At 58.1% G+C, this 24,203-nt stretch carries 23 protein-coding genes; 11 read left to right on the plus strand and 12 right to left on the minus strand.

Annotated elements, in window-relative coordinates; all coding sequences use genetic code 11:
• Positions 1–217: 217 nt before the first annotated feature.
• The gene (locus ACA079_RS02620) at positions 218–409 is read right to left on the minus strand and encodes a hypothetical protein (protein ID WP_018928487.1); all 192 of its coding nucleotides are present in this window, start codon (positions 407–409) and stop codon (positions 218–220) included.
• A gap of 68 nt (positions 410–477) precedes the next feature.
• Positions 478–1,065, minus strand: coding sequence for a cytokinin riboside 5'-monophosphate phosphoribohydrolase (locus ACA079_RS02625; RefSeq protein WP_497702474.1), 588 nt, complete (start codon positions 1,063–1,065; stop codon positions 478–480).
• Positions 1,066–1,408: 343 nt separating this feature from the next.
• On the opposite strand from ACA079_RS02625, the gene azu reads away from it, so the two are divergent.
• Positions 1,409–1,855, plus strand: coding sequence for an azurin (gene azu / locus ACA079_RS02630; RefSeq protein WP_046054918.1), 447 nt, complete (start codon positions 1,409–1,411; stop codon positions 1,853–1,855).
• A 193-nt stretch (positions 1,856–2,048) separates the two neighbouring features.
• Here the strand turns inward: azu and nadE are convergent, their stop codons facing one another.
• From nadE to ACA079_RS02645, 3 genes are all read right to left on the minus strand, one after another.
• Complete coding sequence (gene nadE, locus ACA079_RS02635; protein WP_497702475.1) at positions 2,049–2,876, minus strand: NAD(+) synthase; 828 nt, start codon at positions 2,874–2,876, stop codon at positions 2,049–2,051.
• Positions 2,877–2,880: 4 nt separating this feature from the next.
• Positions 2,881–4,116 (minus strand): nicotinate phosphoribosyltransferase, encoded by a 1,236-nt coding sequence (gene pncB, locus ACA079_RS02640; RefSeq protein WP_497702476.1) that lies wholly within the window; start codon positions 4,114–4,116, stop codon positions 2,881–2,883.
• 801 nt (positions 4,117–4,917) lie between these two features.
• The gene (locus ACA079_RS02645; protein WP_497702477.1) at positions 4,918–6,378 is read right to left on the minus strand and encodes an alanine/glycine:cation symporter family protein; all 1,461 of its coding nucleotides are present in this window, start codon (positions 6,376–6,378) and stop codon (positions 4,918–4,920) included.
• A 183-nt stretch (positions 6,379–6,561) separates the two neighbouring features.
• Here ACA079_RS02645 and ACA079_RS02650 point away from each other — a divergent pair, with 183 nt between their 5' ends.
• Complete coding sequence (locus ACA079_RS02650; protein ID WP_497702478.1) at positions 6,562–7,371, plus strand: helix-turn-helix domain-containing protein; 810 nt, start codon at positions 6,562–6,564, stop codon at positions 7,369–7,371.
• A gap of 88 nt (positions 7,372–7,459) precedes the next feature.
• Here ACA079_RS02650 and ACA079_RS02655 read toward each other — a convergent pair whose 3' ends face one another.
• Positions 7,460–8,371: a LysR family transcriptional regulator gene (locus tag ACA079_RS02655; RefSeq protein WP_497702479.1), complete on the minus strand. Its 912-nt coding sequence runs from the start codon at positions 8,369–8,371 to the stop codon at positions 7,460–7,462.
• A 174-nt stretch (positions 8,372–8,545) separates the two neighbouring features.
• Between ACA079_RS02655 and amaB the strand changes: the two genes are divergently transcribed.
• From amaB to ACA079_RS02700, 9 genes are all read left to right on the plus strand, one after another.
• Positions 8,546–10,036, plus strand: a complete 1,491-nt coding sequence (amaB, locus tag ACA079_RS02660; RefSeq protein WP_008153370.1) for an L-piperidine-6-carboxylate dehydrogenase — start codon at positions 8,546–8,548, stop codon at positions 10,034–10,036.
• A 158-nt stretch (positions 10,037–10,194) separates the two neighbouring features.
• Positions 10,195–11,478 (plus strand): L-pipecolate oxidase, encoded by a 1,284-nt coding sequence (amaA, locus tag ACA079_RS02665; protein WP_008153371.1) that lies wholly within the window; start codon positions 10,195–10,197, stop codon positions 11,476–11,478.
• A gap of 364 nt (positions 11,479–11,842) precedes the next feature.
• A complete protein-coding gene (locus ACA079_RS02670; RefSeq protein ID WP_033055567.1) occupies positions 11,843–12,976 on the plus strand; it encodes a branched-chain amino acid ABC transporter substrate-binding protein in 1,134 nt (377 codons plus the stop codon).
• 172 nt (positions 12,977–13,148) lie between these two features.
• Positions 13,149–14,063, plus strand: coding sequence for an ABC transporter permease subunit (locus ACA079_RS02675; protein ID WP_309674883.1), 915 nt, complete (start codon positions 13,149–13,151; stop codon positions 14,061–14,063).
• Positions 14,064–14,066: 3 nt separating this feature from the next.
• Entirely contained in the window at positions 14,067–15,350 is a 1,284-nt protein-coding gene (gene livM / locus ACA079_RS02680; protein WP_497702480.1) for a high-affinity branched-chain amino acid ABC transporter permease LivM, read from the plus strand.
• The gene (locus ACA079_RS02685; RefSeq protein WP_497702481.1) at positions 15,347–16,222 is read left to right on the plus strand and encodes an ATP-binding cassette domain-containing protein; all 876 of its coding nucleotides are present in this window, start codon (positions 15,347–15,349) and stop codon (positions 16,220–16,222) included. The genes livM and ACA079_RS02685 overlap by 4 nt, the downstream gene beginning before the upstream one ends.
• Positions 16,219–16,935, plus strand: coding sequence for an ABC transporter ATP-binding protein (locus ACA079_RS02690; protein WP_497702482.1), 717 nt, complete (start codon positions 16,219–16,221; stop codon positions 16,933–16,935). Before ACA079_RS02685 ends, ACA079_RS02690 begins: the two co-directional genes overlap by 4 nt.
• A 217-nt stretch (positions 16,936–17,152) precedes the next feature.
• The gene (locus ACA079_RS02695; protein WP_497702483.1) at positions 17,153–17,521 is read left to right on the plus strand and encodes a hypothetical protein; all 369 of its coding nucleotides are present in this window, start codon (positions 17,153–17,155) and stop codon (positions 17,519–17,521) included.
• 144 nt (positions 17,522–17,665) lie between these two features.
• Positions 17,666–18,436 (plus strand): SDR family oxidoreductase, encoded by a 771-nt coding sequence (locus tag ACA079_RS02700; RefSeq protein ID WP_008153379.1) that lies wholly within the window; start codon positions 17,666–17,668, stop codon positions 18,434–18,436.
• A gap of 97 nt (positions 18,437–18,533) precedes the next feature.
• Here the strand turns inward: ACA079_RS02700 and ACA079_RS02705 are convergent, their stop codons facing one another.
• The 6 genes from ACA079_RS02705 to ACA079_RS02730 all read right to left on the minus strand — a co-directional run bounded on the left by ACA079_RS02705 (position 18,534) and on the right by ACA079_RS02730 (position 24,175).
• Positions 18,534–19,667, minus strand: a complete 1,134-nt coding sequence (locus tag ACA079_RS02705; protein WP_497702484.1) for an AGE family epimerase/isomerase — start codon at positions 19,665–19,667, stop codon at positions 18,534–18,536.
• A 1,208-nt stretch (positions 19,668–20,875) separates the two neighbouring features.
• Complete coding sequence (locus tag ACA079_RS02710) at positions 20,876–21,448, minus strand: HupE/UreJ family protein (RefSeq protein WP_497702485.1); 573 nt, start codon at positions 21,446–21,448, stop codon at positions 20,876–20,878.
• Between the two features lie 35 nt (positions 21,449–21,483).
• Positions 21,484–22,098 carry an urease accessory protein UreG gene (gene ureG, locus ACA079_RS02715; RefSeq protein WP_497702486.1) on the minus strand — a complete coding sequence of 205 codons (615 nt, stop codon included), beginning with the start codon at positions 22,096–22,098 and terminating at the stop codon, positions 21,484–21,486.
• A 22-nt stretch (positions 22,099–22,120) separates the two neighbouring features.
• On the minus strand, positions 22,121–22,795 hold the full coding sequence (locus ACA079_RS02720) for an urease accessory protein UreF (RefSeq protein ID WP_497702487.1): 675 nt from the start codon (positions 22,793–22,795) through the stop codon (positions 22,121–22,123).
• On the minus strand, positions 22,792–23,292 hold the full coding sequence (gene ureE / locus ACA079_RS02725) for an urease accessory protein UreE (RefSeq protein ID WP_033055578.1): 501 nt from the start codon (positions 23,290–23,292) through the stop codon (positions 22,792–22,794). Before ureE ends, ACA079_RS02720 begins: the two co-directional genes overlap by 4 nt.
• Before the next feature lie 250 nt (positions 23,293–23,542).
• Complete coding sequence (locus ACA079_RS02730; RefSeq protein ID WP_046044801.1) at positions 23,543–24,175, minus strand: TetR family transcriptional regulator; 633 nt, start codon at positions 24,173–24,175, stop codon at positions 23,543–23,545.
• Between the last annotated feature and the right edge of the window lie 28 nt (positions 24,176–24,203).

A 24,203-nucleotide genomic window follows, 5' to 3' on the forward strand; every position in this document is an offset into this window, starting at 1 on the left:
AGCGAGCTTGCTCGCGATGGCGGCGGCACATCCAACATTAATGTGACTGGGAGTTTGCTATCGTCGGAACGCCGCCCGGAGCAAGCTCGCTCCCACAGGGGAATGTGCATAAATTCGGGAGGGGTATTTCAGATGGGGCTGTGAGGGTCAGCAAAGTAACTGCTGACCCTGGACACAGATCCGGTGGGCCTGATCAGATCATCGGGCCCTGAGGGTCTCAGGCGTCGGGCGCCTGATCTTTCGGTGCTTCAACATCATCTTCTGCGGCCACTTCACCTTCTGCATCCGGGTTCAGTGCGGCGGCTTCTTCTTCAGCTGTAGCTTTCTTGCGCTGAAGCTTTTCCTCTTTCTTCTGCTCCTTGGCCAAGTCTCTCTGACGTTTGGCGAAGGAATAATTGGGTTTAGCCATGGGCGATCCTCTGGGGTCGAAGGTGAGGTTGAGCGGCGCGTATTCTGCCCTGTATCGATGCCCAGCCGTTAGCTGGGTTTTTGCTCGATCCACTTTGGCACCACTGTCGGCTGCCAGGCGTCCAGCGCATCAATCAGGGTTTGCGGCGATTCGCTCACTTGCAGCATGTCACGGTGCGGTTCACGAACGAAGCCTTCGCCGACGATATGATCGAGAAAAGACGTCAATTTGCTGTAGAAACCGTTCACTTCCAGCAGCCCGAGCGGTTTGCCATGGTAGCCGAGCTGGCCCCAGGTCCAGACTTCGAACAGTTCTTCCAGCGTGCCCAGGCCGCCGGGCAGGGCGATAAAGGCGTCACTGAGCTCGGCCATCCGCGCCTTGCGCGCATGCATGCCGTCGACCACTTCCAGACGAGTCAGGCCGCTGTGGCCGATTTCCTTGTCTTTGAGGCTTTGCGGGATGATCCCGATCACTTCACCGCCGGCCGCCAGCGCAGCATCGGCGACGATGCCCATCAGCCCGACGGCGCCGCCGCCATAGACGAGGGTCAGCTTACGCTCGGCCAATGCTCGCCCCAAGGCGACAGCCGCTTCACGATAAGCCGGGTTGGTGCCAGTGCTGGCACCGCAAAATACACAAACGGACGCTAAAGACATGCCTTACTCCATGGTCAGGATAGCCACAGAGTAAAGGCAGGCACGCGGCGTTCCAAGGTCTACACTTCGCGTTCAGGTGTTTCAAAGGTTCCGCTGGCGCCACAGGCGTAGGCGGCGAACAAACTGCGCAACAGGCTGTTAAGGGACATGACTGACGCTCCAGATGAGTGAGTACGACCTGATGATAGGGCCGCCCCAGACGTCTGGCTGGTAGATTGTTTCGATAGGTGTCATAGCCCGAAAGTTGTATACAATTTTTGATTCAGGTCATAGGAACTTGCGAAGTTTTCAGGCAGTCTTCTGTCCATTCGCACTTTTGTTAACCCTGCCTTGGAGATTCACCATGTTTGCCAAACTTGTTGCGGTATCCCTGCTGACGCTGGCCAGCAGCCAATTGATGGCTGCCGAGTGCAAGGTCACTGTCGACTCGACTGACCAGATGTCCTTCGATACCAAGGAAATCAGCATCGACAAGAGCTGCAAGACGTTCACCGTGGAGCTGAAGCACTCCGGCAACCTGCCGAAAAACGTCATGGGTCATAACTGGGTGCTGAGTAAAGAGGCTGATATGCAGCCGATCGCCACCGCAGGCCTGGCCGCAGGCATCGAAAAGAACTACCTGCCGGAAGGTGACGCGCGCATCATCGCCCACACCAAAATCATCGGCGCCAAGGAAACCGACTCGGTGACCTTCGACGTGTCGAAGCTCGATGCTGCCGAGAAGTACGGTTTCTTCTGCTCGTTCCCTGGCCATATCTCGATGATGAAAGGCACTGTTGTCCTGAAGTAATCGAATCGAACGCATAAAAAAAGCGTCCACTAGGGACGCTTTTTTTTTGCTCATTTTTGGGCCCGCCCGAACCCTTGTAGGAGCTGTCGAGTGAAACGAGGCTGCGATCTTTTGATCTTGCTTTTAAGATCACAATCAAAGATCGCAGCCTCGTTTTACTCGACAGCTCCTACAACTTTCTACAGGGGCAGAGTCAAGGCGCGAACGGCATCACTCGCTTGTGATGAGTCTTTTTATACGTGTCACAAATGATCTTGAACGCTTCCTCACGCACCGGCTCGCCGTGCAAGAACGCGTCGATCTCGGCATAGGTCACGCCGTGGGACGCTTCGTCCGGTTTGCCGGGCGACAGGTCTTCAAGGTCGGCCGTCGGGATTTTTTCCACCAGCGACTCCGGCGCGCCAAAGCTGCGGGCGATGTCCCGGACCTGGTTTTTCACCAGGCCGCTCAGTGGCGCCAGATCGCACGCGCCATCACCGAATTTGGTGAAGAAACCCATTACCGCTTCCGCCGCGTGGTCGGTACCGATCACCAGCCCTTGGGCCGCGCCGGCGATGGTGTACTGGGCGACCATGCGCATCCGCGCCTTGGTGTTGCCGAGTACGAAATCCACCGAGACTGCGTGCTTGCCTTCAAAGGCCGCTACTTCACTGGCCAGGGCTTTGACCGCCGGGCCGATGTTCACGGTGTGGCGCTCGTCCGGGGCGATGAAATCCACCGAGGCTTGGGCGTCGTGTTCGTCGAACTGGGTTTCGTATGGCAGGCGCACGGCGATGAACTTGTAGCTGTTGTCGCCTGTGTGTGTGCGCAGTTCGCGCATCGCACGCTGGGCCAGCAGGCCGGCGGTCAGGGAATCGACGCCGCCGCTGATGCCGAGTACCAGGGTCTTGAGCCCGGAATTGACCAGGCAGTCCTGGATGAAGGTAATCCGCCGGGCGACTTCAGCCTCGAGGGCGGCCTGGTCAGCGAACGGCGGCTGGACCTTGAGCTGTTCAGCAATCTCACGCTGTTCGGCTTGCATGAATTCACTCCTTGCTAGATGTGCTTGATGTACTGGAAGGGGCGGCAGGTACTTTGAAAACGTGTCGCAAGTAGGCGACAAAATTCGGGTCTTTGCAGTGAGTCTTGCCAGGCTCATCGGAAATCTTTGCCACGGGCTGGCCGTTGCAGGCGGCCATTTTAAGCACGATGCTCATCGGTTCAACACCCGGAATATCGCACGTCAGGTTGGTGCCGATGCCAAAGCTGACATTGATCCGACCGCGCAACGCCCGGAATATTTCCAGAGACTTGGGCAGCGTCAGGCTGTCGGAGAACACCAGCGTCTTGCTCATCGGGTCGATGCCGAGCTTGTGGTAATGGGCAATGGCCTTTTCCGCCCAGAGCACCGGATCACCGGAATCATGGCGCAGGCCGTCAAACAGCTTGGCGAAGTACAGGTCGAAATCGCTGAGAAAGGCATCGGTGGTGATGCAGTCGGTGAGGGCGATCCCCAACAGGCCGCGGTACTCGCGGACCCAGCAATCGAGGGCGGCAATCTGACTGTCGATCAGCCGCGGGCCGAGTTGTTGGTGGGCCATGATCCATTCGTGGGCCATGGTACCCAACGGCTTCATATCCAGCTCACGTGAAAGGTGCACGTTGCTGGTGCCGACAAAACGACCGGGGAAATCGTGCTTGAGCACGTTCACTACTTCTTCCTGAACGCGGTACGAGAAGCGACGGCGAGTGCCGAAATCGGCGACCTGCAATTCGGACAATTCCTCCGCGCTTGCGTTGGCGGTGAGCCAGTCGAACTTGCGGTAGAGCTGCTCGCGCGCCTGTTCCAGGACGATCTCACGGTAGCGATAGCGATTGCGCACTTCGCTGACGATGGACAGCAGCGGCACTTCGAACAGGATCACGTGCAGCCATGGCCCGCGCAGGCGGATGAACAGCTCGCCGTTTTCGATGCCGGTGTGGACGTAGCGCAGATTGAAGCGGAACAACCCGAGAAAGCGCAGGAAATCCGGTTTCATGAAGCTGATGCGCTCCATGAAACTCAATTGGTCGGCGCTCAGGCTCAATTCGGCAAGGCGCTCGATCTGGAAGCGGATTTCCGCCAGGTACGGGCGCAAATCTTCACTGTTACGGCAACGAAACTCCCATTCGACTTCCACATTCGGGTAGTTGTGCAGCACCGCCTGCATCATCGTCAGTTTGTAGAAGTCGGTGTCGAGCAGGTTCTGCACGATGCGATCGCCAAACACGCTCTCGCTCATAACGGGGTTCTCCAGGCTGGCCGCGGCCCGTGGCAGCGACGTTGCAGCTGTTTCAATGAATGGGGCTAGTGGCGCATATCAATGGCCCGGTTTGCCAGCCTTTTTTGCAGTAGCATCGATTTCTGGCGGATTTCATGGGCTGTCGAAGGCTGCGATCTTTTCGGGTGCATCGTAATGCCTTCCGTTCACGTGGAACAAAAATTGAAGAGTGGCAGCCCTCGACAGCACTTGTTTGAACAATTCGGAGGGGGCTCAACTATCGGGGTAGCGTCAACCGCGGCTTGGACGACCAACGCAAGGCTTTCCCAGCTTCTTAAATATCCAAGGTGCGAGTAACTAGGGATAAGGCCGGTTTCAATTGCTTTTCTCATTGCAGCCTTAAGCATTTCATTAGTTGCAGGGGTAGCCATGATCTCACTCCACCTTTAAGGTGATTTGTTCCAGTGTGTCGACACCATCCTGCAGTAATACATAAGCTGGAAGTATTAGCCGGTATAGATCAATGTCAGCGGTATGCTTTATGGTTACTGATGTGAGTGTTTCTAAAAGACTAGTAGCTGTTCGAATCCTGAAGCAGGCATTTTCAAAGAGGTGATTTGGGGTTATGTGTGTATCTATACAAAGTACCGGAACTTCGGAAGTGTTGGATTTAAGATGGCGATAACGATTCATTAACAATCTCCTTAAGAATTTTTAATCGTGTTTGAATAGTGAGATCTATTGTTTGTAGATAGCCAATAAATGTTGCTAAGTTTCGCTGCTGAGCCGTTGCGGGTTCGCAATGGCTCAGAGTTTTTTCATTTATGCCGATTGCGGATATGTGCAGTTACGAGAAAGGTGGGCAGGATGCTTTAACGTGTTCTGGTCATTCTCTATCGCTGGCCAGGCCCTAAAATCGAGATCCAGATCCTTGAACTTGCTGGAGTCGAACACTGGGTTCTTGACTCCTGCGCGACGTTGCTCGTCATAGTCGTACAAGATGCGCATGCCAATGTTAAACAGCAAGGCCATGGCTATAAGGTTGACGAAGGCAAGCAGTGTCATGGTGATGTCGGCAAATGCGAGTACGGTGGAGAGGTCTTCAATCGAGCCCCAGAACACCAGCGCCAATACCAGTGCGCGGTAGATGAGCAAGGTTTTTCGGGGTTCACCGAACATGAACCGCAAGCTGTTTTCGCCCAAGTAGTAGTTATAGAGCATTGCGGTAAATACAAATAATGTCAGCGCCACGCTAATAAACATTCGACCCCACTCGCCAACGATGGCTGCCAGCGAGTTTTGCGCAAGAGCAATGCCGTTGCCTTCGAAACCGGGTGTATAGAAACCGGATAACAGGATGACCAATGCTGTGCAGGTGCAGATGACGAAGGTATCGATGAAGACACTCAGTGCTTGCACCACGCCTTGGCTTATCGGATGTTCGACTTTGGCCACCGAAGCAACGTTGGGGGCGCTGCCCAGGCCCGCTTCATTGGAAAACACACCGCGCCTCACACCCATGATTATTGCAGTGCCGAGCAGTCCGCCGAACGCTTGGTCCAGGCCGAACGCGCTCTTGACGATGGTCATTAACACCGAGGGCACCTGCTCCGATTGCAGGACAATTACATAGAGCGTGACCCCGACGTAGGCGAGAACTTTAAGCGGTACCAGCAGGTCGGCGACAGCTGCTATTCGTTTGATCCCACCCACAAATACAACAGCCAGCATCACTGACAATGCCAATCCCGACCAAGTGGTCGAAATGTCGAAAGCATCCTTAAGCGAGTGCGATACGGCATGAGCCTCCAGGCCATTGATTGCAAAACCGAAGGTCACCAACAACAGGAGGGCGGCAATCATCCCTAGCCAGCGTTTACCCAGACCATGCTGGATGTACCAGGATGGACCACCACGATAAAGACCGTTTCCGTCGCTACGTTTGTAGAGTTGTCCAAGAGCGCATTCGAAAAAACTGCTCGACATGCCCAGGAACGCGGTCATCCACATCCAGAACACGGCCCCTGGCCCGCCCATGCTCACGGCGATGCCGACACCAACGATGTTGCCCGTCCCGACTCGACCTGCGAGGCTGAGGGTTAACGCCTGTAACGAGCTCAGATGATGATTGCCTGTGCGCCAACTGCCGCGCAATACCGATAGCATGTGAAAAAAATACCTGAACTGGACAAATCTTGATCGGATGGTGAAGTAGCCACCCAACCCAAGGACCAATGGGATAAGGATTTTTCCGGAGAGAAAGTCATTGATGACTTCAAGCATTGAGTGCTCCCTGCTGTTTTTAGAGTAGTGGCGATTTGTCGTCTTTTGCTGACTGTCTTGAGAAAACCTCAAGGCTCGTAATATCCGGTTATCGTATCGCTGAGTGCAATTTCGCGAGTTGCTTAAAAATGATGCGAGTTGCTGCTATGTTCGAGCCTTCTAGCACTATTGTGATGAGCTGATATGCGTGAGTTTTTTCCGGCTAACTTAAGGCAGCTATGCAGTCACTACCGATCTATCGCGGAGGTTTGTAGGAAACTTCTTATTAATCGTGGGCAATTCAATAAGTACTTGAGTGGGAATAGTCTTCCTACGCCGTTTAACCTCAAACGGATCTGTGATTTTTTTGGGGTTGAAGAATACGAAATTCATTTGCCCACAGAGCAGTTCATCACGCTCATTGGCGTTAAATCCAAGAAAATCAAACCCTCGGACGAGGTGGCAGCGCCTCAGCGCATGCTTGATCACCTTCGCAGACAGTCTTCGTCGCAGCTCAAGGCCTATTGTGGTTATTACTACGAGTACTACTACGCGATGACAGAGCCTGGTTGCATTCTGTGTTCATTGGTGCACATAAGGGAGGAGGGCCAACATTTCGTGTATGAACGAAATGAGCGGATACAGATTGCTGGGGCAGAGGGGACATTTGAGCGGTATCGATACATTGGGGTTGCCTACTATCTACAGGATCGCTTGTTCCTGCTCGACTATGAGTCGCTGACGTCCAACGAGATCAGTCAGACCATTCTTATTCCAAACTACAAAAGCCGGATTATTCGACTCAATGGCTTGAAGATGGGTGTTTCAGCGGCCGACCATCGCACTCCGGCATGTTCGCGGGTGGTTTGGGAGTATTTGGGGCGGGAGATCAATCGAATCAATGCGTATCGCAAGGTGCGGCTGTACAGAATGGATGATCCCTCTATCGATGAGGACCTGCGCGGGCGCCTCGCTCAAACCAAAATCGTCGACGGCCTCTTTGGTATCGCGTGACGCCACTATGAGCCTGACAACCCGGGTTGTTGGCTCATAGGGTCGACTCAGCGGGGCCAGCCTTTCACCACAGAGATGGTGCGAAGCTTCAATGCTGCGAGGCATCCGGGCTATCAATCTGCTCCAGCATCCACTTCACAAAATCCCGCACTTTCGGTACTTCCGCCGAATGCTCCGGATACGCCAGGTAATAGGCATCGGTGCTGGGCATCGCGTGCTGCCAGGGTATGACCAGTTTGCCGTCGGCCAATTCCTCTTCCACCAGAAACCGCGGCAACAGCGCCACACCGCAGCCGACCTGGGCTGCGCGGATGCACATGTAAAAGGTTTCGAAACGCGGGCCGTGGTAGCTGTGTTCGGTGTGGTAGCCCTGACTGTCGAACCAGTCGTGCCAGGCCTGGGGCCGGGAGGCGTTTTGCAGCAGGACCAGGTCGGTGAGTTGCGTAGGATCGGTGAACGGCGTGTCCGGCAGACTGCCCGGTGCGCAGACCGGCACCAGCTCTTCGCCGAACAGCTTCAGGCATTCAGTACCGGGGCGTGAGCCCTGGCCGAAGTAGAACGCCAGGTCGCTGCGACCTTGCAGCAGATCGTCGGCTTCCTGTTCGCTGCACAGGTCCAGATGGATCGAGGGATGGCGAAGACGCCAGCCTTTCAAGCGTGGCACCAGCCAGCGCGCGCCGAAGGTCGGAGGCGTCGAGACGCGCAGGACTTCGGTTTCACCGCCGTAGGAGCGCAAGTAGTGGGTCGACATCTCGACCTGCGTGAGGATTTTTCGTACCTCCACCAGGTACAAATCACCGGCCGGGGTCATTTGCAGGCGACGGCGTACCCGGCGGAACAACAGGTGTTGCAGCAATTCTTCGAGTTGCGCAACCTGTTTGCTGACAGCGCTCTGGGTCAGGTTCAGCTCTTCAGCCGCCCGGGTGAAGCTCAAATGCCGGGTCACGGCCTCAAAACACTGCAGCGCGGTGATCGACGGCAAGTAGCGTTTATTCAGCATTGGTTGTCCTTTTTCTTGTTTCTTTCTTACCAGCAATTCGCAGCATGAATAAACGGAATGATATCTCTCTTAAAGGTCGTTTGTTGGGTAACGTCGGGAGCGCTAAAACTACAGGTCTCACCAGCCGAATTAATCCGGCTGCACGTTTTCTGTTTTTCGCTTGAGGAGTGACCCATGGTTGCCGCATTGCTTGATCGTCTTGGTGTGAACCCGGCCCTGTACCAGAACGGCAAAGTGCCGGTGCATTCGCCGATCGATGGCAGCCAGATCGCCGCCGTGAACTGGGAAGGCGCCGCTGAAGTCGAGCAGCACATCAGTCGTGCAGATCATGCGTTCGAATTGTGGCGCAAGGTCCCGGCGCCGCGCCGTGGCGAACTGGTCCGCCAGCTGGGCGATATCCTGCGTGAATACAAGGCCGACCTCGGCGAGCTGGTGTCCTGGGAAGCCGGCAAGATCACTCAGGAAGGCCTGGGTGAAGTTCAGGAAATGATCGACATCTGCGATTTCGCCGTCGGCCTGTCTCGTCAGCTGTACGGTTTGACCATCGCTTCCGAGCGTCCTGGCCACCACATGCGCGAAACCTGGCACCCGCTGGGCGTCGTCGGCGTCATCAGTGCGTTCAACTTCCCGGTTGCGGTCTGGGCCTGGAACACCGCGCTGGCGCTGGTCTGCGGCAACCCGGTGATCTGGAAACCGTCGGAAAAAACTCCATTGACCGCACTGGCCTGCCAGGCGCTGTTCGACCGTGTACTGAAGAACTTCAGCGACGCGCCGCCGCACCTGAGCCAAGTCATCATCGGCGGTCGCGATGCCGGCGAAGCCCTGGTCGATGACCCGCGTGTCGCGCTGATCAGCGCCACCGGCAGCACCCGCATGGGCCGCGAAGTGGCACCGAAAATCGCCGCACGTTTCGCTCGCAGCATTCTGGAACTGGGCGGCAACAACGCAATGATCCTCGGCCCAAGCGCCGACCTGGACATGGCCGTACGAGCCATCCTGTTCAGCGCCGTCGGCACTGCCGGTCAGCGTTGCACCACGTTGCGTCGCCTGATTGCCCATGAATCGGTGAAAGAAGAAATCGTCACCCGCCTGAAAGCCGCTTACTCCAAGGTGCGCATCGGCAACCCGCTGGAAGGTAACCTGATCGGTCCGCTGATCGACAAGCACAGCTTCGAAAACATGCAGGACGCGCTTGAGCAGGCCTTGAGCGAAGGCGGCCGGGTGTTCGGCGGCAAGCGCCAACTGGAAGACAAATTCCCTAACGCTTATTACGTCTCGCCGGCGATCGTTGAAATGCCGGAGCAGAGCGATGTGGTTTGCCACGAAACCTTCGCGCCGATTCTGTATGTGGTCGGTTACAAGGATTTCGACGAAGCGCTGCGCCTGAACAACGCCGTGCCACAAGGTCTGTCGTCGTGCATCTTCACCACTGACGTGCGTGAAGCCGAGCAGTTCATGTCGGCGGTGGGCAGCGACTGCGGCATCGCCAACGTCAACATCGGCCCGAGCGGCGCGGAAATCGGCGGGGCGTTTGGTGGTGAGAAAGAAACCGGCGGTGGTCGTGAATCCGGTTCCGATGCATGGCGCGGCTACATGCGCCGTCAGACCAACACCGTGAACTATTCGCTGGAGTTGCCGTTGGCTCAGGGCATTACGTTCGATTAAACACAGTTCTTGAACCCATGAAGAACCCTGTGGGAGCGAGCTTGCTCGCGATGAGGGCCTGTCAGCCGACATCAATGTCGACTGACAGGTAGCAATCGCGAGCAAGCTCGCTCCCACAATGAATGGTGTGTTGGTTAGGTTTCTGTTGGAGTCTGGCAATGCCGTTACGCGAAGAGTGTCTGTGGGAAAAACTGACGCCGCAAAGGCCTGATAACGCGGCGCTCAAGGGCGAGGTGACGGTGGATGTCTGCGTTATCGGCGCCGGTTTCACCGGTCTGTCGGCGGCGGTGCATCTGCTGGAAAAAGGCAAAAGCGTCTGTGTACTGGAAGCCCATCGCGCTGGTCATGGCGGATCGGGGCGCAACGTCGGGCTGGTCAATGCCGGGATGTGGATTCCACCGGACGAGATCGAAGCCGGTTTCGGCGAGGCGGTCGGCAGTCAGCTCAATCGCATGCTCGGTGCGGCACCGTCCCTGGTGTTCAGCCTTGTGGATAAGTACAACATCGATTGCCAGTTACGCCGTGAAGGCACGCTGCACATGGCGCACAACGCCCGTGGCGAAGCGGACTTGCGCAGTCGTGAAGAACAATGGAAACGTCGCGGCGCGCCGGTGGAACTGCTGACCGGTCAAGCCTGCGAACAAGCGACGGGTACCAAAAAGATTGCCGCTGCGCTGCTCGATCGACGTGCTGGCACGATCAACCCAATGGCTTACACGACGGGGCTGGCCAAAGCGGCCATCGGTCTTGGCGGTCAGTTGTTTGATCATTCGCCGGTGACCCGACTCGAACGTCAGGGCCAACGCTGGTCGGTACAAACCGCTCAGGGTTCGGTGCTTGCCGAGCAAGTCGTGATTGCCTCGAATGCTTACACCGAAGGTGACTGGACGGAATTGCGGCGCAACTTCTTCCCCGGTTATTACTACCAAGTGGCGTCGGTCCCGCTGACCGAAGAGGCTGCGCAGCAAATTCTCCCCGGTGGACAGGGTTCCTGGGACACCCGCCAGGTCCTCAGCAGTGTTCGTCGCGATAAGGATGGCCGTCTGCTGCTCGGCAGTCTCGGTAATGGCAATCAGAAACCGACCTGGTTCCTTAAAGCCTGGGCCGACCGGGTTCAACAGCACTACTTTCCTTATCTCAAACCGGTGGAATGGGAGTGCACCTGGACCGGTTGCATCGCCTTCACCCCCGATCATTTGATGCGTTTGTTCGAACCGGCGCCCGGTTTAGTGGCAGTCACCGGTTACAACGGCCGGGGCGTCACTACTGGCACTGTCGTCGGCAAAGCCTTTGCCGATTATCTGTGTAACGGAAATCCTCAAGCGCTGCCGATTCCCTTTGCGCCCATGCAGCCATTGGCGGGCGTGGGATTGCGCAGCTGTCTGTACGAGGCCGGATTCTCGCTGTATCACGCAGGCCAGTGCCTGCGGATCGTTATTTGATTGTTGAAATTTGTTGCTGGAAGCGGCGCTTTTTCGCGCAGCGACTAGCCTGTAAAAGGTGCGGGTTGTAGCAGTTCCGCACCAGCAGTGTGCACTTCGGTGACGCACGTTGTTACAGGCTGGTTGCACGTCGTTTGGCGCCGCGGTTGCAATGATGGCGCGCTCGGGTTGCGCCTTTAAAAATAAATGGTTTCACCTTCCGCGGTTTAGACGGTTGCACGCCCAATGAAAATGGGATCGAAACAGTCGAAATAACAATAAAGCAGCGACTTTTCTCAGAATAAAAAACCGATGGCACGGCCCTTGCTCTGAGCATTCAGGAAGTCGCAGTGCCAACTAAAAAAAAACCTTGGAGCACCACCTCATGTCCCAGACGTTTTACAAAAAAGGCTTTTTGGCCCTCGCAGTGGCAACTGCGTTGGGTGTTTCTGCGTTTGCACAGGCTGATGTGAAAATCGGCGTGGCGGGACCGATGACAGGCGCCAACGCGGCATTTGGCGAGCAGTACATGAAGGGTGCACAGGCTGCGGCCGATGCGGTCAACGCAGCGGGCGGCGTAAACGGGGAAAAAATCGTACTGGTCAAAGGCGATGACGCCTGCGAACCGAAACAGGCTGTGACGGTCGCCAAGGACCTGACCAACCAGAAAGTCGCTGGCGTAGTCGGTCACTTCTGCTCCTCCTCGACGATCCCGGCTTCGGAGATCTACGACGAAGCGGGCATCATCGCGATCACTCCAGGCTCCACCAACCCACAGGTTACCGAACGCGGCCTGGCTGCCATGTTCCGTATGTGCGGTCGTGACGACCAGCAAGGCATCGTTGCCGGCGACTACATCGTCGACGTGCTCAAAGGCAAGAAAGTCGTGGTCCTGCACGACAAAGACACCTACGGCCAAGGTCTGGCGGACGCCACCAAGGCACAACTGGTCAAGCGCGGCGTAACGCCGGTGCTGTACGAAGGCCTGACCCGCGGCGAGAAAGACTTCAGCGCCGTGGTAACCAAGATCCGTGCGGCCGGTGCCGACGTGGTCTACTTCGGCGGCTTGCACCCGGAAGCCGGCCCACTGGTTCGCCAACTGCGTGAACAAGGCCTCAAAGACGTCAAGTTCATGTCCGATGACGGCATCGTGACCGACGAGCTGGTGACCACCGCCGGTGGCCCGCAGAACGTTGACGGCGTGTACATGACCTTCGGCGCCGACCCGCGTCTGCTGCCAGACAGCAAGACGGTAGTGGATGAGTTCCGCAAAAAAGGCACCGAGCCTGAAGGCTACACCTTGTACGCCTACGCTTCGGTCCAGACCCTGGCAGCTGCCTTCAATGGCGCCAAGTCCAACAAGGGCGACGACGCTGCCAAATGGCTGAAAGCCAACAAGGTTCAAACCGTGATGGGCGAGAAGACCTGGGACGCCAAGGGCGACCTGAAAGTCTCCGACTACGTGGTTTACCAGTGGGACAAGGACGGCAAATACCACCAACTGGAAAAACAGAAGTGATATGAACTGCTGATCTGCCCGGTGCCTTGTGCGCCGGGCAGATCAATCAACATGTCCGTGCAGTACCTGTCTTTTCTCGTAGAGCTGCACACAACCGTGTTGCACTGGCGGCTGAACCCCGGTCCGTTGTAACCCGCTTTTGTGCAGTCTCTCAAATGCGTGAGATTGCGTTATGGATGGTATTTTCCTGCAGCAACTGGTCAACGGTCTGACCCTCGGGTCGGTCTATGGCCTGATCGCCATCGGCTACACAATGGTCTATGGCATCATCGGCATGATCAACTTCGCCCACGGCGAGGTTTACATGATTTCCGCTTACCTCGCGGCAATCAGTCTGGCTCTGCTGGCTTACTTCGGTATTGAATCCTTCCCTCTGCTGATGCTCGGCACACTGGTATTCACCATCATCGTCACGGCGGTGTATGGCTGGGTCATCGAGCGCGTCGCCTACAAACCGTTGCGCAACTCCACACGACTGGCACCGCTGATCAGCGCCATCGGTATTTCGCTGATCCTGCAAAACTATGCACAGATCGCCCAGGGCGCCCGCCAACAGGGTGTACCCACGCTGCTGACCGGTGCATGGCGAGTTGAAGTCGGGACCGGCTTCGTTCAGCTCACCTACACCAAGATCTTCATTCTGATCGCCGCATTTGCCGGGATGGCCCTGCTGACCTACGTCATCAAGTACACCAAGCTCGGCCGCATGTGCCGCGCCACCCAGCAAGACCGCAAGATGGCTTCGATCCTGGGGATCAACACCGACCGTGTAATTTCCTATGTGTTCATCATTGGTGCAGCGATGGCGGCCCTGGCCGGCGTGCTGATCACCATGAACTACGGCACGTTCGACTTCTACGCAGGCTTCGTCATCGGGATCAAAGCGTTCACTGCCGCGGTACTCGGCGGGATCGGTTCGCTGCCTGGCGCCATGCTCGGCGGGATTATTCTGGGGATCTCCGAATCACTGTTCTCAGGTCTGGTGAACTCGGACTACAAAGACGTTTTCAGCTTCTCGCTGCTCGTTCTTGTTCTGGTCTTTCGGCCTCAAGGCCTGCTCGGCCGTCCTCTTGTGTCGAAGGTGTAAGCGATGTCTTCAACCACTAAAAAAACCATTGATCTCAAAAGAAGCCTGGTTGACGCGATTCTTGCCGGCCTGGTGGCCCTGATTGTGTTCGGCCCGATTGTTGGCGTGGTCCTCGACGGCTACGGCTTCAACCTGGAAACGACCCGGGTGGCGTGGATTGTCGCCATCGTCATGGCTGGCCGCTTTGCCTTGAGCCTGTTCCTGCAAACCCCCAAGGGCCTGAAAATTCTTGAAGGTTTTGAAAGCACCGGCTCCGGGGTTCATGTACTGCCGCCTGATTACAAATCCCGGTTGCGCTGGATCATCCCGCTGTTGATCGTCGTTGCCGTGGTGTTCCCGTTTTTCTCCAACTCCTACCTGCTGGGCGTGGTCATCCTCGGGCTGATCTACGTGCTGCTGGGCCTGGGGCTGAACATCGTGGTCGGCCTGGCCGGTCTGCTCGACCTGGGTTACGTGGCGTTCTACGCCATCGGTGCCTACGGGTTGGCGCTCGGTTACCAATACCTCGGTCTGGGCTTCTGGACGGTGCTGCCGCTGGCGGCGATCACCGCTGGCCTTGCCGGGTGCATCCTCGGTTTCCCGGTACTGCGCCTGCACGGTGACTACCTGGCGATCGTGACCCTGGGCTTCGGTGAAATCATCCGGTTGATCCTAAATAACTGGTTGTCCCTGACCGGCGGCCCGAATGGTATGGCCGCTCCGTTGCCAACCTTCTTCGGCATCGAGTTCGGCAAGAGGGCGAAAGAGGGCGGGGTGCCGTTCCATGAGTTCTTTGGCATCGCCTATAACCCGGACGTGAAGTACTACTTCATCTACGCGGTGTTGTTCCTGGTGGTATTGGCCGTATTGCACATCAAGCACCGCTTGACCCGCATGCCAGTCGGTCGCGCCTGGGAAGCCTTGCGTGAAGACGAAATCGCTTGCCGCTCCATGGGTCTGAACCACGTACTGGTCAAACTCTCGGCGTTCACCATCGGTGCATCGACGGCCGGTCTGGCCGGCGTGTTCTTCGCCACCTACCAAGGCTTCGTCAACCCGACCTCGTTCACCTTTTTCGAATCGGCATTGATCCTGGCCATCGTGGTACTTGGCGGGATGGGCTCGACCATTGGCGTGGTGATTGCGGCGTTCGTACTGACCGTCGCCCCGGAACTGCTGCGTGGGTTCGCGGAGTATCGCGTGCTGCTGTTCGGTATCCTGATGGTGTTGATGATGATCTGGCGACCGCGCGGCCTGATTCGGATCAGCCGTACCGGTGTGACCCCGCGTAAAGGAGTAGCGCCATGAGCGAAGTCGTACTCTCGGTCGAGAAGCTGATGATGCACTTCGGCGGCATCAAGGCGTTGAACGATGTCAGCCTGAAGGTCAAACGCAACTCTATCTTCGCCCTGATCGGCCCCAATGGCGCCGGCAAGACCACCGTGTTCAACTGCCTGACCGGGTTCTACAAGGCCTCGGGCGGCAAGATCGAACTCAATGTGCGTGGCGAGCAAACCAACGTTATCAAGCTGCTGGGCGAATCGTTCAAACCAACCGATTTCGTCTCGCCGAAAGCGTTTGCCAGCCGGATGTTCTACAAGATGTTCGGCGGCACTCACTTGGTGAACCGTGCCGGCCTGGCGCGGACGTTCCAGAACATCCGCCTGTTCAAGGAAATGTCGGTGCTGGAAAACCTGCTGGTGGCCCAACACATGTGGGTCAACCGCAACATGCTGGCCGGCATCCTCAACACCAAGGGTTATCGCAAAGCCGAAAGCGATGCGCTGGACCACGCGTTCTACTGGCTGGAAGTGGTGGACCTGGTGGACTGCGCCAACCGTCTGGCCGGTGAGCTGTCCTATGGTCAGCAACGCCGTCTGGAAATCGCCAGGGCCATGTGCACCCGGCCGCAGATCATCTGCCTCGACGAACCGGCTGCCGGCCTCAACCCTCAGGAAACCGAAGCGCTGAGCGCGATGATCCGGCTGCTGCGCGACGAGCACGATCTGACCGTGGTGCTGATCGAACACGACATGGGCATGGTAATGAGCATTTCCGACCACATCGTGGTGCTGGACCACGGCATCGTCATCGCCGAGGGCGGGCCTGATGCGATTCGTAACGATCCGAAAGTGATTGCGGCCTACCTGGGCGCCGATGAAGAGGAAGTGGTGCTATGAGCCAACCCATCCTCGAACTGAAGGATTTGGATGTGTTTTACGGGCCGATTCAGGCCCTGAAAAAAGTCTCGCTGCACATCAATGAAGGTGAAACGGTCAGCCTGATCGGCTCCAACGGTGCCGGTAAATCGACCTTGCTGATGTCGATTTTTGGTCAGCCGCGGGCGGCGGATGGGCAGATCATCTATCAGGGTGTGGATATCACCCATAAGTCGTCCCACTACATCGCGTCCAACGGCATCGCTCAATCGCCGGAAGGCCGGCGGGTGTTCCCCGACATGACCGTCGAGGAAAACCTGCTGATGGGCACGATTCCTATCGGTGACAAGTACGCCAAGGAAGACATGCAACGCATGTTCGAGTTGTTCCCGCGACTCGAAGAGCGGCGCACCCAGCGGGCGATGACCATGTCCGGCGGCGAGCAGCAAATGCTCGCCATCGCACGTGCGCTGATGAGCCGGCCGAAACTGCTGTTGCTTGACGAGCCGAGCCTGGGTCTGGCGCCGATTGTGGTGAAACAGATCTTCGCGACTCTGCGGGAACTGGCCAAAACCGGCATGACCATCTTCCTGGTGGAGCAGAACGCCAACCACGCCCTCAAGCTGTCGGACCGGGCGTACGTGATGGTCAACGGCGAGATCCGCCTCACGGGCACCGGCAAGGAGCTGCTGGTTAACGAGGAAGTGCGTAACGCTTATCTCGGCGGCCACTAAACAGCTGAGCGCATAAAAAACGCCCTGACGAATCCACGTCAGGGCGTTTTTTTATGCCGGTCGTAAAGCTTTTTTGAAATTGTGGAAAACAATATTCACAAGCTCTTAAAGCGCGACATAAAGCCGCTGCAAATAGTTGTTTTGTCACGGTTTTGACTTGTCCCCGTTTGCTGTGGAGCTGGCTGTGAATAACGTGGGAGTAGCTGGCTGAAAGCCTTTGAAACCGTGGCTTGCAGAGTTGTGGTTGTTTTTTGATCAGGCGTTTTTGCTGGACCGCGAGCGGGCTTTGTCAACCTTTTTGTTGGTGGCGAAAACGGGTCGAAATAAGGTGGAGCTGCCTGTGGATAAGTCTGTGGTTAAACTCTGGAAAGACTCGGCTGAAGGCCGTAGTTACTGGCTTGGCGCCATCGTCGGTATGACCGGTCAATCGTGCAAAATGCCATGGGCTACACAGCCGGCGTTCCAGGGTCAAGCAAAAAAATTTCCAATTCGCCCGCAAAGCCTTATGCACAGCGGCTTACAGCTTTTCCACTTGCCCCCGGAAACTGTGGACCGGCCTGTGGATAAGGTGCGCGCACATGGCTGAAAGCCACGGCAGGCAAGGCGTGGCAACGTTTGATCGTTTTTTGTACAGCTTCGGCGGTAGTTGCCGCTGTGGGCAAGGCCGGGCATGCTGGCTGCTGATTTTCTATTCCAGTGGCTGTCGATCAGCCGAAGCAAGGAGAACACGATGTCCAACACCCTGTTTATTACCGGCGCGACCTCCGGTTTTGGTGAAGCCTGCGCCCGTCGTTTTGCCGAAGCCGGCTGGAAACTGGTGCTGACCGGCCGTCGTGAAGAGCGCCTCAATGCGCTGTGCGCCGAGTTGTCGAAGCAGACCGAGGTCCATGGCCTGGTGCTCGACGTGCGTGATCGCAAGGCCATGGAGGAGGCGATTGCCAACCTGCCGCCGTCCTTCGCCAAACTGCGCGGGCTGATCAACAACGCCGGGCTGGCCCTGGGTGTTGATCCGGCGCCCAAGTGCGACCTCGATGATTGGGACACCATGGTCGACACCAACATCAAAGGCCTGATGTACAGCACTCGTCTGTTGTTGCCCCGCCTGATTGCTCACGGTCGTGGCGCCGGCATCGTCAACCTCGGCTCCATCGCCGGCAACTACCCGTACCCGGGCAGCCATGTGTATGGCGCGAGCAAGGCGTTCGTCAAACAGTTCTCCCTGAACCTGCGCTGCGACCTGCAAGGTACGGGCGTGCGGGTCAGCAATATCGAGCCGGGCCTGTGCGAAAGCGAGTTCTCACTGGTGCGTTTCGCTGGTGACCAGGAACGTTACAACGCGACCTACGCCGGTGCCGAGCCGATCCAGCCGCAAGACATCGCCGACACCATTTTCTGGGTGCTCAATGCCCCGGCGCACATCAACATCAACAGCCTGGAGCTGATGCCGGTGAGCCAGACGTGGAGCGGGTTTGCGATTGAGCGTAATGGTGGCAAAGCCTAATTGTGGCGAGGGAGCTTGCTCCCGCTGGGCCGCGAAGCGGCCCTAAAAGGGACTGCTGCGCAGTCCAGCGGGAGCAAGCTCCCTCGCCACAGAGGACTTAGCCGAGATAATCGGCCAACCCGCGATAACACGTCGCCAAGTGATAAGGCGTGGTCGACGGCATGTCCCGGCGTGTCACATCACCGTTCTCATCACGACACTCATACCAGCCCCCCGCATGCAGGGAACGCTGCTGCAGCGCCTGCAATTGGCGCAGCACCACCGCCTCGCTGTCTGGCCGCAAGGTCAGGGCGCGCAGGTATTCAGCCTGAGCCCAGATTCGCTGCGTAGCGTCCCGAGGTGGGCCGTTCGGTTCCAGGTCGAGCATGGCCCGCACAGCGCCGGTCTGTTGATCGACACCCAGTTGTTCGGTGAACGCAAAAGCGCGCTCCAGAGAAGCGTGCAGTGTCGAACCGCGCAGCAACGAAGACGATTCCAGCAGGAAATACCACTCGAACTGATGCCCCGGTTCAAACCAGTTATCCACAGCGCCCAGCGGTTTTTCCATCAACACACCGTGTTGCGGGTCGATAAAACGCTTCTGCATCGCTGTGCATAACTCGACGAGCGCGTCGTGCACGGCGACGTCTTTGCGCACCGACAGCGTGGCGAGGAAGGCTTCGGCCAAGTGCATCAGGGGATTTTGCAGCGGCCCGGACTCGAGCGAGGACCAGTCACGGTCGAGGCTGGCTTCGTACAGGCCGTCGCCCGTGGCAAAGCGCTGCGCGACCACTTCCAGTACGGCGTTGAGCACCGATTCCACCAGCGGCTCGCGGACCTTGTCCCAGTAATGGGCGCAGGCGAACAGGATGAAAGCGTGGGTGTAGAGGTCTTTGCGCTGATCCAGGGGCGCGCCCTGTGGGTCGACGCTGTAGAACCAGCCGCCATGCTCGGCATCGTGGAAATGCTGCTGCAAGGAACGGAACAGCGCTGCGGCGCGCTCTTCGGCGGCCGGTACCTGGCCGATCAGGCTGGAAAACAGGTAAAGCTGCCGTGCGCAGGCCATGGCCCGGTAGCGTTGGGGCGGCAGCGGTTGGCGCTCGGCGTCCAGCGCCTCATAGGGCAGCGCCATGTCGGCATTCCAGCCGGGGCCTTGCCAGAGTGGCACGATCACGTCCTGGAAGTGCTGTTGCACCGAAGCAAACAGAGCGGTCAATTCAGGCGGGGAGGCGGAGCGGGAAACAGGCGGCATTGGCTGGCGTCGTCACGGCAGGGTTGATTGCGCGACATGTTAGCAGAGAGGCCGGCTGGAGAGATGCGGTGTCTGTCAGACCGCTATCGCGAGCAAGCTCGGCTCCCACAGGGGTACGCATTCCAATATGGGAGAGGCTGGCTGGAGAGATGCGGTGCCTGTCAGACCGCTATCGCGAGCAAGCTCGGCTCCCACAGGAGTACGCCTTCCAATATGGGAGAGGCTGGCCGGAGAGATGCGGTGTCTTGCAGACCGCTATCGCGAGCAAGCTCGGCTCCCACAGGGGTACGCATTCCAATATGGGAGAGGCTGGCTGGAGAGATGCGGTGTCTGTCAGACCGCTATCGCGAGCAAGCTCGGCTCCCACAGGGGTACGCATTCCAATATGGGAGAGGCTGGCCGGAGAGATGCGGTGTCTGTCAGACCGCTATCGCGAGCAAGCTCGGCTCCCACAGGAGTACGCCTTCCAATATGGGAGAGGCTGGCCGGAGAGATGCGGTGCCTGTCAGACCGCTATCGCGAGCAAGCTCGGCTCCCACAGGAGTACGCATTCCAATATGGGAGAGGCTGGCCGGAGAGATGCGGTGCCTGTCAGACCGCTATCGCGAGCAAGCTCGGCTCCCACAGGAGTACGCCTTCCAATATGGGAGAGGCTGGCCGGAGAGATGCGGTGCCTGTCAGACCGCTATCGCGAGCAAGCTCGGCTCCCACAGGGGTACGCATTCCAATATGGGAGAGGCTGGCTGGAGAGATGCGGTGTCTGTCAGACCGCTATCGCGAGCAAGCTCGGCTCCCACAGGAGTACGCATTCCAATATGGGAGAGGCTGGCTGGAGAGATGCGGTGTCTTGCAGACCGCTATCGCGAGCAAGCTCGGCTCCCACAGGGGTACGCATTCCAATATGGGAGAGGCTGGCTGGAGAGATGCGGTGTCTATCAGACCGCTATCGCGAGCAAGCTCGGCTCCCACAGGAGTACGCATTCCAATATGGGAGAGGCTGGCTGGAGAGATGCGGTGTCTATCAGACCGCTATCGCGAGCAAGCTCGGTTCCCACAGGGGTACGCATTCCAATATGGGAGAGGCTGGCTGGAGAGATGCGGTGTCTGTCAGACCGCTATCGCGAGCAAGCTCGGCTCCCACAGGAGTACGCATTCCACTGTGGGAGCCGAGCTTGCTCGCGATGAGGCCATCACTGGCGATAAAGAAATCAGCCCGCCAACAACCACACGCCAGTCGCCGCCGAAGCTGCACCCGCCAGTCGAACCAGCGGCGCCGCCGCTTGCGGCAACAAACGCACTGCCGCATAACCCAATCCATGCAACGCAGCCGTCGCCGCCACAAAACCCGCCGCATACGCCCAAGGGCTCGACATCTGCGGCAACTCCAAGCCGTGCGCCACCCCATGGAACAGCGCAAACAGCGCGGTTGCCGCAACGGCGAGGCTCAACGGCGGACGCACTGCCAAAGCCACCGCCACACCCAACGCCAGCACCGACGCCGCTATCCCGCCCTCCAGCGCCGGCAGGTTCAGCCCTTCAAACCCCAGCAACCCGCCGATCAGCATGATGCCGACGAATGTGCACGGCAGCGTCCAGCGTGCAGCGCCTTTCTGTTGTGCCGCCCACAAACCGACCGCAACCATTGCCAACAAGTGATCGAGGCCTCCGACCGGGTGGCTGATGCCGGCGATCAAACCGTTGTCGCCATGCCCCGGGTGGGCGAAGGCGATGGCCGGGGTCAGCAGCAGGGCCATGGCGCCCAGAATGCGTGAAAGTGTCATGGATAAGCTTCCTTGTTGATAAAAGTTGATCGTGTTCACGCCGCTGTCAGCAGGCCCTGGCGTTCGATGAAGGCGATGATTTCTTCCAGGCCCAGACCGGTTTTCTGGTTGCTGAAAACGAACGGTTTGCCGTTGCGCATGCGCTTGGTGTCGCTGTCCATCAATTCCAGCGACGCACCCACCAATGGCGCGAGGTCGATTTTGTTGATCACCAGCAGATCCGATTTGCAGATCCCCGGCCCGCCCTTGCGCGGCAGTTTGTCGCCGGCCGAGACGTCGATCACGTAGATGGTCAGGTCGGACAGTTCCGGGCTGAAGGTGGCAGACAGGTTGTCGCCACCGGATTCCACAAGGATCAGGTCCAGCCCCGGAAAGCGGCGGTTCAGTTGGTCCACGGCTTCGAGGTTGATCGAAGCGTCTTCGCGAATTGCTGTATGCGGGCAGCCGCCGGTTTCCACACCGATGATCCGCTCCGGCGCCAATGCTTCGTTGCGCACCAGAAAGTCGGCGTCTTCACGGGTGTAGATGTCGTTGGTGACCACCGCCAGGTTGTAGCGGTCGCGCAGCGCCAGGCACAGGGCCAAAGTCAAAGCGGTTTTTCCGGAACCGACCGGGCCGCCGATGCCGACGCGCAGAGGTTGTGAGTTCATGTGATTCTCCAAAATAAAGGCCCTAGGAACGGAACAGACGGCTGTACTGGCGCTCATGGGCCATGCACGCCAGGGACAGGCCGAAAGCGGCGCTGCCATAGTGTTCGGGGTTGATTCGGGTGGCGCTCTGTTGGGCTTGTTGCAGCAGCGGCAGCAGTTCGCTGGTCAGGCGTTGCGCGGCTTGCTGACCCAGTGGCAGAGTTTTCATCAGCACCGCCAGTTGGTTTTCCAGCCAACTCCAGAGCCACGCCGCCAGTGCGTCCTGCGGGCTGATATTCCAGGCGCGAGCGGCCAGTGCCCAGCCGAGGGCCAGGTGCGGCTCGGGACGTTGTTCAAGAAAGGCGCGGGCCGGGGCATCGAGTTCCGGCAAACCGTTGAGCAGTTGCTGCAACGAATAACCCATCTGCCGACTTTCCTGATGCAGCTCGCGGGTTTCCCGGCTGGCGCGATGCTCTTCGCAGCGTTGCAGTAACTCTCCCCAGTTTTCATCAAAGGCGGCCACGCAATGGGCGAGCAGCAACGGCGCTTCGAAACGCGCCAGGTTCAGCAGCAACTGATCACTGATCCAGCGCCGGGCGCTTTGAGGATCATTCACCCGACCGTTATCCACAGCCATTTCCAGGCCTTGGGAATAGCTGTAACCGCCAATCGGCAACTGCGGACTGGCCAGGCGCAGCAGCGCCCAGGCTGGGTTCATAGCCGCACGCCAAATTGGTGCAGTTTCGGCGGGTAATTGAAGTCTTCGTCGCCGTGACGCGAATGGTGGTGGCCGCCACCGTAGGCGCCGTGTTCCGGCTGGAACGGCGCTTCGATGTTTTCGACCTTGGCATCAAGCTGTTCGAGCATGGCCTTGAGCACGTAGTCGTCGAGCAGGCGCAACCAGCCATCACCGACTTGCAGGGCGACGTGGCGGTTGCCGAGGTGATAGGCCGCGCGAGTCAGTTCGAAAGCATTGGCGCAGGTGACGTGCAGCAGTTGTTCGGCGCGGGCGCAGACGCGGACGATGCGTCCGTCTTCGGCTTGCAGGCACTCGCCGTCGTACAGCGGTGGCTGACCGCGCTCCAAAAACAGCCCGACGTCTTCACCCTCGGCACTGAAACAGCGCAAACGGCTTTTGCTCCGGGCTTCGAAGGTCAGGTGCAACTCGGCGGCCCAGACGGGTTGAGGGTCGATTCTGCGATGAATCACCAGCATCGGAAGGCTTCCAGCAATGGACAATGCTTAGGCTAGAGCAAGGGGCTTGCCAATCGGGTGATACGTAGGAAATGCCTGTCGGAGCTCAGCAAGTGTGCCAAGGCATTGCGGCAGTTTGGATGAATTTGGTGCGGTGCAGAGCTGCGCGCACCAAATTGCGGCGCACAAAAAAAGATCGCAGCCTTCGGCAGCTCCTACAGAGAAATGCGATCCATGTAGGAGCTGCCGGAGGCTGCGATCTTTTAGAGGGTCACTCGGTGCTGCCCAGGCCTTGCCAGTGCTTGAGGCCGATAAAGATGAAGCGCAACTGCTGAGTGATTTTCGCCTGCGGCGTCAGATGCTCGGGCAGCGCCTGCGCCGGCGGATCAATGATGTCCGGCAAGGTCGCGAACACGCTTTTAACAATCAGATCAGCCATGACGCTCAGGCCGGCGATGTCCAGGTGTTGCAGTTTCGGCATCAAGGACAAGTCGGCCGCCAGGTCCGAACTGATGTCTTCGCGCAAACGGCCGATGGCCAGCCGCACCGGCAGCGAACCGCCGTACTGCTCGCGAGCGAGAAACAGGAACTGCGAGCGATTGGCCGTGACCACGTCGAGAAAGATCCGCACCGAGGCGTCGATGATGCCGCCCATGACGAACTCGTTGTGGCGCACCAGGCGAATGGTTTCGCGGAAGGTCTGACCGACTTCACTCACCAGCACCAGGCCCAGTTCATCCATATCGGCGAAATGCCGGTAGAAACCGGTAGGCACGATCCCGGCGGTTCTGGCGACTTCGCGCAGGCTCAGGCTGCCGAATCCTCGGCCGCATTCCATCAAGTGGCGGGCAGCGTCCATCAGGGCGTTGCGGGTCTGTTGTTTCTGTTCGGCGCGGGGCAGCATCGCAAGGGTGTTTTCTGGATAAGACAGC

The sequence above is a fragment of the Pseudomonas sp. LBUM1645 genome (genome assembly GCF_059716185.1).